At 40.4% G+C, this 15,291-nt stretch carries 15 protein-coding genes; all 15 read left to right on the forward strand.

What is annotated here, in order from left to right; genetic code table 11:
• Positions 1 to 53 precede the first annotated feature (53 nt).
• Entirely contained in the window at positions 54 to 1,406 is a 1,353-nt protein-coding gene (gdhA, locus tag HMPREF0848_RS00250) for an NADP-specific glutamate dehydrogenase (protein ID WP_021145961.1), read from the forward strand.
• 241 nt (positions 1,407 to 1,647) lie between these two features.
• A complete protein-coding gene (locus HMPREF0848_RS00255; RefSeq protein ID WP_008533886.1) occupies positions 1,648 to 3,291 on the forward strand; it encodes a membrane protein in 1,644 nt (547 codons plus the stop codon).
• 164 nt (positions 3,292 to 3,455) lie between these two features.
• Positions 3,456 to 3,866, forward strand: coding sequence for a peptide deformylase (locus HMPREF0848_RS00260; RefSeq protein ID WP_008533887.1), 411 nt, complete (start codon positions 3,456 to 3,458; stop codon positions 3,864 to 3,866).
• Between the two features lie 172 nt (positions 3,867 to 4,038).
• Positions 4,039 to 4,482: a MarR family winged helix-turn-helix transcriptional regulator gene (locus tag HMPREF0848_RS00265; RefSeq protein ID WP_008533888.1), complete on the forward strand. Its 444-nt coding sequence runs from the start codon at positions 4,039 to 4,041 to the stop codon at positions 4,480 to 4,482.
• A gap of 3 nt (positions 4,483 to 4,485) precedes the next feature.
• On the forward strand, positions 4,486 to 6,300 hold the full coding sequence (locus HMPREF0848_RS00270) for an ABC transporter ATP-binding protein (RefSeq protein ID WP_008533889.1): 1,815 nt from the start codon (positions 4,486 to 4,488) through the stop codon (positions 6,298 to 6,300).
• Positions 6,290 to 8,068: an ABC transporter ATP-binding protein gene (locus HMPREF0848_RS00275; protein WP_008533890.1), complete on the forward strand. Its 1,779-nt coding sequence runs from the start codon at positions 6,290 to 6,292 to the stop codon at positions 8,066 to 8,068. Before HMPREF0848_RS00270 ends, HMPREF0848_RS00275 begins: the two co-directional genes overlap by 11 nt.
• Positions 8,069 to 8,177: 109 nt before the next feature.
• The gene (locus tag HMPREF0848_RS00280) at positions 8,178 to 8,801 is read left to right on the forward strand and encodes a GNAT family N-acetyltransferase (protein WP_004183962.1); all 624 of its coding nucleotides are present in this window, start codon (positions 8,178 to 8,180) and stop codon (positions 8,799 to 8,801) included.
• Positions 8,802 to 8,949: 148 nt separating this feature from the next.
• A complete protein-coding gene (locus HMPREF0848_RS00285) occupies positions 8,950 to 9,573 on the forward strand; it encodes a GTP pyrophosphokinase (RefSeq protein ID WP_004183960.1) in 624 nt (207 codons plus the stop codon).
• 1 nt (position 9,574) lies between these two features.
• Entirely contained in the window at positions 9,575 to 10,261 is a 687-nt protein-coding gene (locus tag HMPREF0848_RS00290; RefSeq protein WP_008533894.1) for a response regulator transcription factor, read from the forward strand.
• A gap of 3 nt (positions 10,262 to 10,264) precedes the next feature.
• The gene (locus HMPREF0848_RS00295; RefSeq protein ID WP_008533895.1) at positions 10,265 to 11,488 is read left to right on the forward strand and encodes a sensor histidine kinase; all 1,224 of its coding nucleotides are present in this window, start codon (positions 10,265 to 10,267) and stop codon (positions 11,486 to 11,488) included.
• Between the two features lie 224 nt (positions 11,489 to 11,712).
• Positions 11,713 to 12,450 carry a UMP kinase gene (gene pyrH / locus HMPREF0848_RS00300; protein ID WP_004183953.1) on the forward strand — a complete coding sequence of 246 codons (738 nt, stop codon included), beginning with the start codon at positions 11,713 to 11,715 and terminating at the stop codon, positions 12,448 to 12,450.
• A 14-nt stretch (positions 12,451 to 12,464) separates the two neighbouring features.
• Positions 12,465 to 13,022 (forward strand): ribosome recycling factor, encoded by a 558-nt coding sequence (gene frr, locus HMPREF0848_RS00305; RefSeq protein ID WP_004183951.1) that lies wholly within the window; start codon positions 12,465 to 12,467, stop codon positions 13,020 to 13,022.
• Between the two features lie 88 nt (positions 13,023 to 13,110).
• Entirely contained in the window at positions 13,111 to 13,968 is an 858-nt protein-coding gene (cvfB, locus tag HMPREF0848_RS00310) for an RNA-binding virulence regulatory protein CvfB (protein ID WP_008533897.1), read from the forward strand.
• An 8-nt stretch (positions 13,969 to 13,976) separates the two neighbouring features.
• A complete protein-coding gene (locus HMPREF0848_RS00315; RefSeq protein WP_004183949.1) occupies positions 13,977 to 14,192 on the forward strand; it encodes a YozE family protein in 216 nt (71 codons plus the stop codon).
• A 241-nt stretch (positions 14,193 to 14,433) separates the two neighbouring features.
• On the forward strand, positions 14,434 to 15,291 hold an 858-nt coding region (locus HMPREF0848_RS00320; RefSeq protein ID WP_083802096.1), incomplete at its 3' end, for a LysM peptidoglycan-binding domain-containing protein.

Genomic DNA, 15,291 nt, shown 5'->3' on the forward strand with positions numbered 1-15,291 from the left:
TACTATTCATGTAATTAAATTACTAAGGTAATTATTTGAAAGGAAACATTGATATGACAACAGGTAAAGAATACGTTGCTAGCGTTTTTGAAAAAGTGAAAGCTCAAAACAGACACGAGGCTGAGTTCCTTCAAGCAGTTGAAGAAGTTTTCGATTCACTTGTCCCTGTCTTCGATAAATATCCTAAGTATATTGAAGAAAACCTTTTGGAACGTTTGGTTGAACCAGAACGTATCGTTTCATTCCGTGTACCATGGGTTGATGATAAAGGTCAAGTACAAGTAAACCGTGGTTTCCGTGTACAATTCTCATCAGCTATTGGTCCTTACAAAGGTGGTCTTCGTTTCCACCCATCAGTAAACCAATCAATCATTAAATTCCTTGGTTTCGAACAAATCTTTAAAAACTCATTGACTGGTCAACCAATCGGTGGTGGTAAAGGTGGATCAAACTTTGATCCTAAAGGTAAATCAGATAACGAAATCATGCGTTTCTGCCAAAGCTTCATGACTGAATTGAGCAAACACATCGGTGCAGATACAGACGTACCTGCAGGTGATATCGGTGTTGGTGGACGTGAAATTGGTTACCTCTATGGCCAATACAAACGTCTTCGTAACGAATACACAGGTGTTCTTACTGGTAAAGGTTTGAACTGGGGTGGTTCACTTGCTCGTACAGAAGCAACTGGTTACGGTGCTGTTTACTTTGCAGAACAAATGCTTAATGCACGTGGTGAAAACTTTAACGGTAAGACAGCAGTTGTTTCAGGTGCTGGTAACGTTGCCATCTACGCTATTGAAAAATTGCAAAGCCTAGGTGCTAAAGCTGTGACATGTTCTGATTCATCTGGTTTTGTTTATGATCCAGACGGAATCGACGTTGACTTGTTGAAAGAAATCAAAGAAGTTAAACGTGAACGTATTGTCAAATATGCAGAAGCTCGTCCAAATGCAACTTACACACCTGCTGGTGGTGAAAAGACAGTTTGGTCTATCAAAGCTGACTTGGCTTTCCCATGTGCAACTCAAAACGAATTGGATGAAACAGATGCAGAAACACTTGTAGCAAATGGCGTTCTTGCTGTTTCAGAAGGTGCTAACATGCCTTCAACTTTGGGAGCTATTGATGTCTTCCTTAAAGCTGGTGTATCATTTGGTCCTGCCAAAGCTGCTAACGCTGGTGGTGTTGCTGTATCAGCTCTTGAAATGGCACAAGATAGCCAACGTACACAATGGACATTCGAAGAAGTTGATGCTAAACTCTACGATATCATGAAAGGTATCTACGAAAATGCTGCAGAAGCTGCTAAAGAATTTGGTCATGAAGGTAACCTTGTTGTTGGTGCCAACATCGCTGGATTCCTTAAAGTTGCAGATGCAATGTCAGCTCAAGGTATTGTTTAATTAGCAGACCTGACCTGATTAATAAGCCTCTCGATAAAATAAGAAAAGAAGCCTGCGGGTTTCTTTTTTTGTTTGAAAAGGTATGGCAGGTGGATCAAGCTGTAGTGGATAGTCTGTCTGGTTGTCAGGAACGTAATCTTTTAAAGAGGTAAAAAGTTTCCTGCTAGATTTTTGGTATAATGAGGGAGCAAAGAATCTCTTTTTATAGCTAATTTTATGATTTAATACGAGAGGAAGAATTGTGATTATTGAACAAAGTCCCTTTGGGAAAAGAGAAAAGAACTCTAGTAATTGGGCAGTTTTTGTACTGAGTTTTTTGATAAGTTTCGTGTCAATTTTGCCAATGTTCTTTTTTAGAGATAAGCTTTATGGCGATGATGTGGTTTTTCATATTAACCGTCTTTTGTCTCTAGACACCATTTGGAAGAGTCCTATCAATTTTACGACCAATGGAGGCACTGGCCAGTTAATCAATACCTTTTATCCTTGGTTGACCTACTATCCAATCTTCTTAGTATATAAGTTGACACAATCTATTTTTGTAGCTTGGATGAGTTTTCAGTTTCTTGTTCGCTTTGCAACCTGTTTGCTTAGTTTTTATGGCTTACGTTTATTGAGGTATTCTGATAAGCAGGTGCTGATATTTTCTACCTTCTATCTCTTTTCGGGTTATTTCTTGCATAATTCCTACTATAGGGCAGCGGTTGGCGAAACGCTGGCGATGATTTTTCTGCCCCTAGTTTTTGTAGGTGTGCGTTTGCTAACTTTTGGAGATTACAAAAAATGGTGGGTCTTGACCCTTGGGATGCTTGGCCTTGTCTATTCCCATGTTTTATCGGTCGTCTTAGCCTCTGTTTTGATTTTCTTAGTAGTGGTAACCAGTTTTTGCATTTGGGACTCTAAGAAAGAGCGGTTACTGGGCTTTCTTAAGGCTACTCTAGTAACTTTGGGAATGTCTCTGGCCTATTTTGTGCCTATGATAGAGCAATTTAGGTATGTGACTTTGCGGACGACATTTAAGCCTTTTCTAGCCAAAACGGCTTTGAGTTTGTCAGATACCTGGGGGCTTATTGTCAGTAGTGATTTAAGGACCCCATCAGTTAATCTTCTTTATTTTGTTGGTTTAGTGTTAAGTCTAGCCTTTGCTAAGTGTTTGGTGAAGGATAGGGAAGCTAGAATTTACCTTTTTATATCTCTTGCTTTAGCCTTTTTAACCTTGAAGAATTTTCCTTGGCAGTTATTGCAGGAAAGCCCGGTGTCCAATCTTCAATTTCCTTGGAGATTATGGAGTTTGGCTTTGCTATTTTTCAGCTTAGCCCTGGCTAATATCTTAAAGACTATTTCTCTAAAAGCTACGACGGTACTTGTCCTGAGTGGTATTTGCCTGAATATGTTTCAGATTGTTACTGTTCAAGATAAGATGACTAAAGTCAAGAACATATTGCCGAGTAATACAAAAGTTACGAAAGAAATGCTGGCTAAGGGAACTTACAAAAATATCAACGGTGATTATACCAATAAAGAAGTTCCCTTTAAGTTTGTCTTTGATAAACACCTTTTCCTTGGTAATCAGGAAATGGAGTCAGCTATCAAGCAATCTCCTCATGAGCTGTCATTTAAGGTGACTAATAATTCTCAAGTTGAGAAAGTTTTGTCACTGCCTGTTTTCTACTACAAGGGGCAGGAAGTGACGATAGATGGAAAACCAGCAACAACTTACTTATCTAATGAAAAGAACCCGACTAATTTAGTTTTACCACCAGGCAAGCATCGTGTTGTATTGACCTATGGTTATACCTCAGTAGCTAAAATGGCAATGAGTGTTTCAGCGATTAGTTTTTTAGCTTTTATTGGCTATTTGTATAGAGTGAAGAAAGAACGATGAAAAGAAGCCTGAGGGTTTCTTTTTTCGTCTGCTTTCCTAGGGGTCCGCCATTTTTGATATAATAGGTTGAGGTCATTATGTCTGAAAATAAAAACCTTAGACTCAGATAATAGAAGAACATATGATGTCAGAGTATAAATAAGAAATGATGAAGGAGCAAAGAGATGATAAAACCTATCGTAAAGGATGTCTTTTTTCTAGGACAAAAATCGACAGAAGCGACTAAAGAGGACCTCTATTTGGCTAAGGATTTGCGTGATACACTGGAATTTTACAAAGATGCTTGTGTGGGTATGGCAGCCAATATGATTGGGGTTAAAAAGCGTGTTATCATCGTCAATATTGGTTTTGTCAATCTGGTTATGTTTAATCCTGTTTTGGTAAGCAAGTCTTCGCTATTTCAAACCGAGGAGTCTTGTTTGTCTTTAGAAGGAAGTCGTCCAACCAGACGTTATGAGTCGATTGAGGTAGCTTATTTAGATGAACAATGGATGCCTAAACAGTTAAGTTTTTCTGGTATGCTGGCACAAATTATTCAACATGAATTGGATCATTTAGAGGGTATTATTATCTAAAAGATACTTGAAATAGATTCTAAGAGAGACAAATTACAGTTGCAGAGTGAGAGTAGACACTAAAAATTCCTACCTCACTCTTTTTTAGTTCTCATAGGAACCTTATTCTTGACAATAATTCTCATGAGAACTAAAATAGTTTCCATGAGAATTATTTAAGGAGGAAGATGCAATGCATGGAAAAGATCCCTTTAGTGAATTTAGAGAGTTCATCAATACCATGGAATCTCGCGTGCAAGAGCTAGGTAAAGCGCATGGTGTTGAGCATCTAGCTGGTCCTCAAGGTTTTGCTGTCAAGTATTTGTCTGACAACCAAGATAAGGAAATTTTTATTAAAGACATTGAGAAAAGACTATGTATCTCTAAATCGGTGGCTAGTAATCTGGTTAAACGGATGGAGAAAAATGGTTTCGTTGAATTGGTGACATCAGATAAGGACAAACGCTACAAGTATGTACATCTGACAGACTTGGGCAAAAAGAAGGCCCAAGATGTCGAACATTTCCGAGAGGCCATTCATGAGCAGTTGTTAGAAGGTATATCAAAAGAAGATGCCGAGACGGCTTTTCGAGTCTTTCATCAAATTCGCAAGAATTTAGAGAAAAATAAGGAGTAACTTATGTTTAAAATTTTTAAACGTTTGACGGCAAAAGAGTTAAGTATGATTGTCTTAGCTGTGATTTTTGTTTGCTTGAACGTCTATCTAAACTTGAAAATTCCAGACTATATGTCTGACATCACAACCCTCTTATCAACCAAGGGGACTAAAGCATCAGATATTTTCGCCTGGAATACGGATGTCCCAGGGATGCGAATGCTTTTGATGTCCTTTGCGGGCTTTATGGCCTCTGTAGCAGTTGGATTTCTAGCTGCCAGAACAGCGGCAAGTTTCACTACTCGTCTTCGAGATGATATTTTCCATCAGGTTCTTGATTTTTCGGATGCTGAGATTAAGAAATTCTCCATACCTAGTCTTTTGACTCGTACGACAAATGATATTACCCAGTTGCAGATGGTGCTTACCATGGGGTTACAGGTTGTTACACAAGGGCCAATCATGGCAATCTGGGCGATTACTAAGATTGCAGATAAAAATGGAAATTGGCTCCTAGCCTTGCTCGTTGCTGTGGCGGTGATTGCCATTCTCTTGCTTTTCCTTTTAATCATGGTTATGCCTAAACAACGCTTGATTCAAACTCTGACAGATAAACTCAATAGCGTGACACGTGAATCTCTTACTGGAATTCGTGTGGTGCGTGCCTATAACGCCGAAAGTTATCAAGAGGATAAATTTGAAGATGCCAATATAGCCTTGACTCGAAATAATCTTTTTATCGGACGCTCTTTTGCATTACTAACACCAGTTATGACAGCTGTATCCAGTGGTTTAACCTTAGCTATTTATTGGATTGGTGCGCATTTGATTGAAGATGTTAAGATTCCAACAGATCCAACTAAGATTGCTGGTGCCATGGAAGATAAAATCCATCTCTTCTCAGATATGGTGGTTTACTCCTCTTATGCAATGCAGGTTGTTATGGGATTCATGATGATGATTGTTGTCTTCTTCCTTCTTCCACGTGCCGTTGTAGCAGCTGGACGTATCAATGAAGTTTTAGATACCCAATCTTCAGTTTCTTACCCTGAAAATAACTCTGAAAAGCCTAAAGAAGTCGGTACTGTCGCATTCGATGATGTTTCCTTCCGTTATTCTAAAACGTCAGAGCCTGTTTTGGAGCATGTTAGCTTCAAAGCTAAGAAGGGGGATACGGTTGCCTTCATTGGTTCGACTGGTTCTGGTAAATCAACGCTTGTCAACCTTATCCCACGTTTTTACGACGCCACGCAAGGGACTATCAAGGTTGATGGTGTAGATGTACGTCAGTATGACCATGACACCTTGCACAATATTATCGGTTATATTCCGCAAAAGGCTGTGCTTTTCTCAGGAGATATCACGTCAAATATGACGATGGGAACCAGCAATAATAGTCCCCTTGATGATGCTAAGATTTGGGATGCTCTCGAATTGGCTCAAGGAAAAGACTTTGTTGAAAATAAAGAAGGTCAACTTAGGGCAGAAGTGGCTCAAGCTGGGTCTAATTTCTCAGGTGGTCAAAAACAACGTTTGGCTATTGCGCGTGCCTTGGCTCGTAAGCCTGAAATCTTGATTTTTGACGATTCCTTCTCAGCTTTGGACTATAAGACAGACCGTAAACTGCGTCAAGAATTAGCTGAAAAAACACAAGATATGACCAAGTTGATTGTTGCTCAACGTATCTCTACCATTATGGATGCCGATCAAATCTTGGTGCTTGACCAAGGTAAGGTTGTTGGTCAAGGAACCCACAAGGAACTCTTGGCTAATAATGAAGTCTACCAAGAAATTGCCTATTCACAATTGTCTAAGGAGGAGTTAGAAAATGGAAAATAAGCCAAAAACATCGTCCTATAAACGCTTAAAACCCTATATTAAAGGCTTCCAAATTCCCTTTGTCTTAGCGATTTTTGGAGCTATTATTTCAGCGGTCATTACAGTTATTGGACCTGATAAATTAAAAGAAATCACCAATCTTATTACTGATGGGATTACGCCAACTAAGATGGGAGTTATTCCCGGTATTGATTTAGACAAGGTGGGCAGCATTGCTTTAACCTTGGCTGTTCTCTATGCTATCTCAGCCATTGTTGGTTATTTGCAAAGCTTTACGGTTGCGACGGTTACACAACGCTTTTCACAACGTTTCCGTACCGCTATCCAAAAGAAAATCAACAGTGTACCTCTTAATTATTTTGACAGTCACTCTCAAGGGGACACCCTCTCTCGTGTGACCAATGACGTTGACCTTTTGGGACAATCTCTTAGTCAAGGTCTGGGTACCCTAATTACTTCAAGTGTTCTTTTGGTCGCAGCCATTATTATGATGTTTTACTCAAATGTCACTATGGCTTTCACTGCCATTGGTTCTGTCTTAATAGGATTTGTTCTAGTAGGCTTTATCATGGGTTTCTCACAACCCCTTTTCAAACGTCAACAAGAAAATTTGGCTAACATTAATGGATATATCGAAGAAATCTACACTGGTCAAGCTGTTGTAACGAGCTATAATGCCACTGAAGAGAGCAGTAAGGCATTCAAGGCCCTAAACGATAAACTTTATAAGTCGATGTGGCAGTCTCAATTTATCTCTGGAATTATGATGCCACTTATGATTTTCATTGGGAACTTTGGTTACGTTATGGTCTGTCTTGTGGGAGCTATTAAGGTTATTGATGGTAGCTTGACTATTGGTGATGTAGTAGCCTTCATGACCTATGTTCGTATCTTCTCACAACCTCTTTCTCAAATTGCACAAGGGATTACACAGCTCCAATCAGCAACTGCAGCTATTGGGCGTATCTTTGAATTTTTGGAAGAAAAAGATATGGATGACGAATCAAGTAAGACAGCTGAATTGACAGATACTAAAGGTCAAGTTGTCTTTGATCATGTTTCCTTTGGTTATACTCCTGAAAAGACTATTATTCATGATTTTTCAGCTCTTGCTAAGCCAGGTCAAAAGATTGCGATTGTTGGTCCAACAGGTGCTGGTAAGACGACTATTGTTAACTTACTTATGAAGTTCTATAACATCGATCAAGGCCATATCACCATTGACGGTGTGGATACTGGCGACATGAAACGTGAAACTGTCCATGATCAATTCTCTATGGTGCTTCAGGACACTTGGCTCTTTGAAGGTACTATTCGTGATAATTTAATTTACAACCAAGAAAATATCTCTGAAGAGCAAGTTATTGCTGCAGCCAAGGCTGTCGGTGTTCACCACTTTATCACCACACTTCCAAAAGGTTATGACACTTATTTGGATGACTCGGTTACACTTTCAGTTGGTCAGAAACAGCTTTTGACCATTGCCCGTGCCCTTCTTAAAGATGCCCCTCTCCTTATCTTGGACGAGGCAACATCATCAGTTGACACACGTACTGAAGAATTGATTCAAAAAGCTATGGACAAGCTTATGGAAGGTCGTACTTCCTTTGTCATTGCTCACCGTTTGTCAACCATTCGAAATGCTGACCTTATCCTTGTGATGAAAGATGGTAATATTATTGAACAGGGTAATCATGCTGACCTTATGGCGGCAGATGGTTTCTACGCTGATCTTTATAATAGCCAGTTTACCGAAGAAGTTGCCTAGGATTTTCTTACAAAATTATAATATTTAACAAATTTTCATAAAACGTATGACTATAGGTCGTGCGTTTTATGTTATACTGAGAAAAAACAGATAGATTAGGAGACCCGTCATGCAATATCGTCAAGCAAGACAAGATGAAGTTCAGGAAGTTGCACAAGTATGTGCAGATGCCTTTGAAGATTATCCCTATCTCTCAATGATTGCCAGTAATTTAAAGAAACCTGAGCAGTATAAGGAATTTGTCTTAGCCTTGCAGGAAATGTTAGTGCGTTTGGCAATAAAGATGGATTCTTGCTTGGTAGCCGAACAGGATGGTCGCATTGTTGCGGTAGCTATTTTGCAGCATCAGACGGTTTCCATGCTTAACTATTTGCAAAATGGAGCGACCAAGCTGTTCCGTTTCATCAGTATTACCAAGTTGTTTAAATATTTTAACTTTGTCGAAGAATCAGAGAGACATTTGGAAGATTCTGCAGAATACGACTGGTACCTGATGATGTTGGCGGTAACTCCTGATTTTCAAAGAAAGGGAATCGGAAGTCGCTTCTTACTTGAAGGTGTTGAACCCTTTGTGCGTAGCACAGGAGGCCGTAGTCTTGGCTTGATTACTAACCGTGACTATAATGTACCTTTTTATGAGAAGAATGGCTATAAGCTATGTGGTTACAAGGTTTTGACTTATGAAAAACACAAGCTGGGCAATTGGCCTTTTGTCAAATCTCTTGAAGAATAGTCAAGTGGAAGGAAAACTTAGAGATGTAAAATGAATCTGGCTTCGGCTGGATTTTTTTCATAGTCACAATGCCAGCTCTATTAGGCTCATTCCTTATTTTTAAGCCTATCTATGCTATAATGAAGAAACGCTATTAGAGGAGGTTTTTATGTCAACTCCAAGTATTTATGGGGAATATGCTCAGTATCTCCCCAACATTTTACAAGAAATAACTGACCCTATTATTGCGGCTAATATTGCGAGCAAAAAAGAAACAGGCTTTAAACTCTATGAACATTTTATTTCACGGATTAAGGAAAGTGACTCCATGCGTGAAAAGTGTCGTAGGAAGAATTTGCCTGAGACTAGCCAGTCTGCCCTCAAGGAAATTCGTGACAGTATTGGAATCCGTATCGTTTGTGGCTTTGTTGATGATATTTACAAAACTATCGAAGTGATAAAGGCTATTCCTGGTGTCACGGTCCACAATGAGAAGGATTATATTTCAAATGCCAAGCCTAACGGTTATCGTTCTTATCACCTCATTTTGGAAATAGAAACAGACTTTCCAGATGTGCTAGGAAATGAGAAAGGTACTTATTTTGTGGAGGTTCAGCTTCGGACCATCGCTCAGGATTCCTGGGCCAGTCTGGAACATCAGATGAAGTACAAGCATGATATCAAGAATCCTGAAATGATTACCCGTGAGCTTAAGCGTTGTGCAGATGAATTGGCTTCATGTGATTTGACAATGCAGACCATTCGTAACTTAATTCAAGAAGGAGGGGATTAAAATGGCTCTGAAAATTCTATTAGCAGAGGATGAGGAGGCTCTTTCCAGGGTTTATAAAGCAGCTCTTGAACATCAGGGGTACGAAGTGGATCAGGCCTTTAATGGGCAAGAAGCAGTGGATTTGGCTGCCGAGAATGCCTATCAAGTGATGATCATGGATATCATGATGCCCATCAAAACAGGTATTGAAGCCCTAAGAGAAATTCGCTCAACTGGGAATACCACGCATGTTATTATGTTGACGGCCATGGCCGAAATTGATGACCGTGTGACGGGACTTGATGCTGGTGCGGATGACTACTTGACCAAGCCCATGTCCCTAAAGGAACTTTTGGCTCGTTTGCGTTCATTGGAGCGCCGTTTTAGTGAGACTTTTACGACAAAAGTATTGACGCTTGGCTCGGTTTGTTTGGACCAAGAGGATCAAGAGTTAGTGGCTGGTAATAGTATTCGCCTTTCAAGTCGTGAGACCAAGTTAATGGCTTATTTCATGCACAATCCTACCAAGAAGTTAAGCACTGAGCACCTCTTTAAAACCATCTGGGCTGATGAAGATGACGTTGATGAATCAATTGTCTGGGTTTATATTTCCTATCTGCGCCAGAAATTGCAAGCTATTAAGGCTGATATTAGCATTTTGGGCGAAAAGGGTGGCGACTTTTGTCTTGAGCTAATGAGAGAGGAGTAGGCCATGTTTAGACGATTACGCCTGCAATTTATTACGATTGCTTCCTTGGCCATCCTCTTTATCTTGGTCTTTATGGTGGGAATCATCAATACCGTGAGGTCTTTTCAGACGGAGCAGGAAATTAGCAAGGTACTCAACACCCTTTCGGAAAATAATGGTAGCTTTGGGAAAACCACAAAAATTGAGACCAATCAAGGACATGAGATTCCTTCAGACAGTTTTCGATTTTTCAGTGTGACCTTATCGGGTGATAAGGTTGTCAGCCAGGATACCAGCCATACGGCCCTAATAAACGACGAGGAAGCGGCTAGCTATGCCCTGACAGTTAGCCGTTTGACCAATAATCTAGGAACGATTCGAGAAAAAAACATCAATCTTAGCTATCAAGTAAGTAAGGTCAGTAAAAATAAGGTTTTGGTAGTCTTTTTGGACACGTCTTCTTATTATAATTCTTCCCAAGCTTTAATGAGTCTTTGTATCCTTTTATCACTGTTTGGCTTCATCTTTTTTGTCGTTATTGTCAGTGCTTTGTCTGGAATCGTCATTCGCCCCTTCATTCGAAACTATGAAAAGCAACGGCGTTTTATCACAAATGCAGGTCATGAATTGAAGACCCCATTGGCCATTATTTCTGCCAACACGGAGCTACAGGAACTCATGACTGGGGAAAACGAATGGACCAAGTCTACTAACGACCAGGTGGCACGATTGACCACTCTAATCAATTCGCTTGTGGCCTTATCTCGGCTTGAGGAGCATCCTGATATCGTTCTTCAAGATGTGGATTTTTCGTATGTTACTGAGGATGCAGCAGAGGACTTTAAGGGACCAGTTGTTCGTGACGGGAAATCCTTCCTTATGGATATTTCTCCAGACATCCATGTTAAGGCAGAGGAAAAATCTCTCTTTGAACTTGTAACTCTTCTGGTTGATAATGCAAACAAGTATTGTGACCCAGAAGGGACGGTTACGGTAAGGCTTCGTCAAGTCGGAAGAACTCGTAAACGGGCTCGCCTGGAAGTGTCGAATACCTATAAGGATGGTAAGGCAGTCGATTATAGTAAGTTTTTTGAACGCTTCTATCGTATCGAAGAATCCCATAATAACAAGGAAAATAAAGGTTTCGGTATAGGTCTATCCATGGCTCAAAGTATGGTCAAATTATTTAAAGGGCGTCTCTTTGCCTCCTACAAAGATGACACCATCACTTTTACAGTCATCTTGTAAGGATATTTTAAAATATTTGACTAGGTGAAAACCCTAATTTATGATAAAATAGTAAGGATGAAGATTTAGTGTTCGCTTTGTCATAAAGAGACCATTTGTCAATCTGGAAAGAGCTTGTAAGAGCTTAATCTCCTTCTTAAAAAGATGGTCATTTACGGATTAGGAATGATAAATCTGAGCCAAGAATACAATCAGAAAAACAACATAGTTAATAGGGAGAAATCATGGTAGAACCAAAATACAAACGTGTCCTCATTAAACTTTCAGGTGAAGCTTTGGCTGGTGAACGTGGTGTTGGGATTGATCTTCCAACCGTACAGACAATGGCTAAAGAAATAGCAGAAGTCGCAGAATCAGGTGTTCAAATCGCCTTGGTTATCGGTGGTGGTAACCTTTGGCGTGGCGAACCTGCAGCCGAAGCAGGAATGGATCGTGTTCAAGCGGACTATACGGGGATGCTTGGAACAGTTATGAATGCCCTTGTTATGGCAGACAGTTTGAAACAACTTGGTGTTGACACACGTGTTCAAACGGCTATTGATATGAAATCTGTGGCTGAACCCTATATCCGAGGTCGTGCCCTTCGTCACCTTGAAAAAGGACGTATCGTTATCTTCGCAGCAGGTATCGGTTCTCCATACTTCTCAACTGATACCACAGCAGCCCTCCGTGCCGCTGAAATTGAGGCTGACGCTATTCTTATGGCGAAAAATGGTGTGGATGGTGTCTACAATGATGACCCACGTAAGAATGCTGATGCGGTTAAATTTGATGAATTGACCCATGTGGAAGTTATCAAACGTGGTCTTAAAATTATGGACGCAACAGCCTCTACCTTGTCAATGGATAACGACATTGACCTCGTAGTCTTCAACATGAATGAACCAGGTAATATTAAACGTGTTATTCTAGGTGAACACATCGGAACTACCGTTTCAAATAAAGCAGACGCACACAAGTAAGAAAGAGAGAAATTATGTCAAACGCAATTATTGAAAAAGCTAAAGAACGCTTCGCCCACTCACATGAGTCATTGGCTCGCGAATTTGGTTCAATCCGTGCAGGTCGTGCCAATGCGTCACTTCTTGACCGCATCACAGTCGAATATTATGGCGCCCCAACGCCTCTTAATCAATTGGCTTCAATCACTGTTCCTGAAGCACGTGTTCTTTTGATTTCACCATTTGATAAAGGATCAATCGCTGATATCGAACGTGCCATCAACGAATCTGACCTTGGTATCAACCCAGCAAACGATGGTTCTGTTGTGCGCTTGGTTATCCCAGCACTTACAGAAGAAACTCGTAAGGAATTGGCTAAAGAAGTTAAAAAAGTTGGTGAAAATGCTAAAATCGCTATCCGTAACATCCGTCGTGATGCTATGGATGAAGCTAAAAAGCAAGAAAAAGACAAGGAAATCACAGAGGACCAATTGAAAGGTCTTGAAAAGGATATCCAAAAAGCAACAGACGATGCTGTTAAGAAAATCGACAGCATGACAGCAGAAAAGGAAAAAGAACTCCTTACTGTTTAATCAATAGAAAAATAAGGAGAGTGGGACAGAAGCAAAAAAGCATGGACTATGTTAGCTTCCTTGTCCGGCTCTCTTTTTGAGGAAAAATATGAATACACTACTTGGAACCATCATTACTGCCTTAGTAACTGATGAAAATGATCGCTTTTACTTTGTCCAAAAGGATGGCGTGACCTTTGCTTTGGCTAAAAATGAAGGAAATCATGCGATTGGTGACATGGTAACAGGCTTTGCCTACACTGACAGCAAGCAGAAATCACGTTTGACACAAAAGGAAATTAAGGCAACTCGTGATTCTTATGATTGGGGAGAAGTCACTGAGGTTCGTAAGGATTTAGGTGTCTTTGTGGATGTGGGAATCCCAGATAAGGAAATTGTCGTCTCTCTTGATGTGCTGCCGGAACTCAAAGAGCTTTGGCCTAAGAAGGGTGATAAACTCTACATCAAACTAGACGTCGATAAAAAAGACCGTATTTGGGGGCTTCCTGCTGAACCTGAAGTCTTTCAACGTATGGCTGGGCCTGCCTATGACAATATGCAAAATCAAAAATGGCCAGCTATCGCCTATCGTCTCAAGCTCTCAGGAACCTTTGTTTACCTACCAGAAAATAACATGCTTGGCTTCATCCATCCGTCAGAACGTTATGCTGAGCCACGTTTGGGTCAAGTCCTTGAAGCCCGTGTGATTGGTTTTCGTGAGGTCGATCGTACCCTGAATTTGTCTTTGAAACCACGTTCTTTTGAGATGCTTGAAAATGATGCTCAAATGATTTTGACCTATCTAGAAAGCAACGGTGGTTTTATGACTTTGAACGATAAATCATCACCAGCAGATATAAAGGCAACCTTTGGTATTTCAAAGGGGCAATTTAAAAAAGCCTTGGGTGGTTTGATGAAAGCTAAAAAAATCAAACAAGATCAGTTCGGAACAGAATTAATCAGTTAGGAGAAAGTATGAGAAAATCTTTTTATACTTGGCTGATGACGCAACGTAACCCTAAATCCAATGAACCAGTAGCCATTTTAGCTGACTTGGCGTTTGACGATTCAACCTTTCCTAAACATACTGATGACTTTGAAGAGGTGAGTCGCTACTTGGAAGATCAGGCTAGTTTCTCTTTCAATCTGGGTCAATTTGATCATATTTGGGAAGACTATCTAGCGCATTAATAGTGCTTAATTCCTATTAAAGGACAGACCTATCTTGACAAAAACATTTTCAAGAAGACAGCAGTTGAGGGATAATGAATTGTTACATTCTTTTACAAATGTCTCAGCTTTTTTTCAATAAATTAGGCGTATTACAACTAGTTAGTAATTGCTTTAAAGTGCAATAATTTGCAACTTTTTTGACGAGAAGTATGGTATTATTGTAAGTGTTAAAATTGTTAAAAAAGGAATGAATTTATACATGTTATCAAAATCAAAAACAACTAAGGCACTTCTATACTCGACCGCAGCTCTTTCACTTTTTGCTGCTAGTCATGTACATGCTGATGAAGTAGCTAATTGGACTGCCCGTTCAGTGGACCAAATCAAAGCCGACATCGCTGTTAGTGATAACCAACAAACTTACACTGTTCAATACGGTGACACTTTGGGTAGTATCGCAGAAGCAATGGGAATCGATGTAAATGTTTTGGCTAATATCAACCAAATCACAAACATTGACTTGATTTTCCCTGGAACAGTCTTGACAACAACTTACAACGCTGATAACCAAGCAGTTTCAGTTAAAGTTGAAACACCAGCTTCAGAAACTTCAAATGCATCTGTTGTTGCAGAGGCTAACTTGACAACTAACGAAGTAACAGTAAACGGACAAGCTGTAGCAACAACAGATTTGTCTGCTCCTGTTGATTCAGTAGACACAACGGCTACAGTAGCGCCTGCTACAGAAGAATCAACACAAGCTGTTTCAGAAGTGACAGAAGCTATCGCTTCAGCATCTGAAGCACCAGCTTACGCAGATACTGAACAACCAGTTGCCGATGCCATTGATCATGTAACGGCATCAGCAGAAGCAAAACCTGCAGAAGCCCCAGCCCCAGCAGCTGAAGAAAAACCAGCACAGCCTGCAGAAGCTCCAGCAGAGCAACCAGCAGCAACATCAGAAGCAGCTTCAGAGGCTCCAGCGGCTTCAGAAGCTCCAGCAGAGCAACCAGCAGCAACATCAGAAGCAGCTTCAGAGGCTCCAGCGGCTTCAGAAGCTCCAGCAGAGCAACCAGCAGCAACATCAGAGGCAGCTTACAGACGGCCCAGCGGCTTC

The sequence above is a fragment of the Streptococcus sp. C150 genome (assembly GCF_000187445.1).
Lineage (GTDB): Bacteria > Bacillota > Bacilli > Lactobacillales > Streptococcaceae > Streptococcus > Streptococcus raffinosi.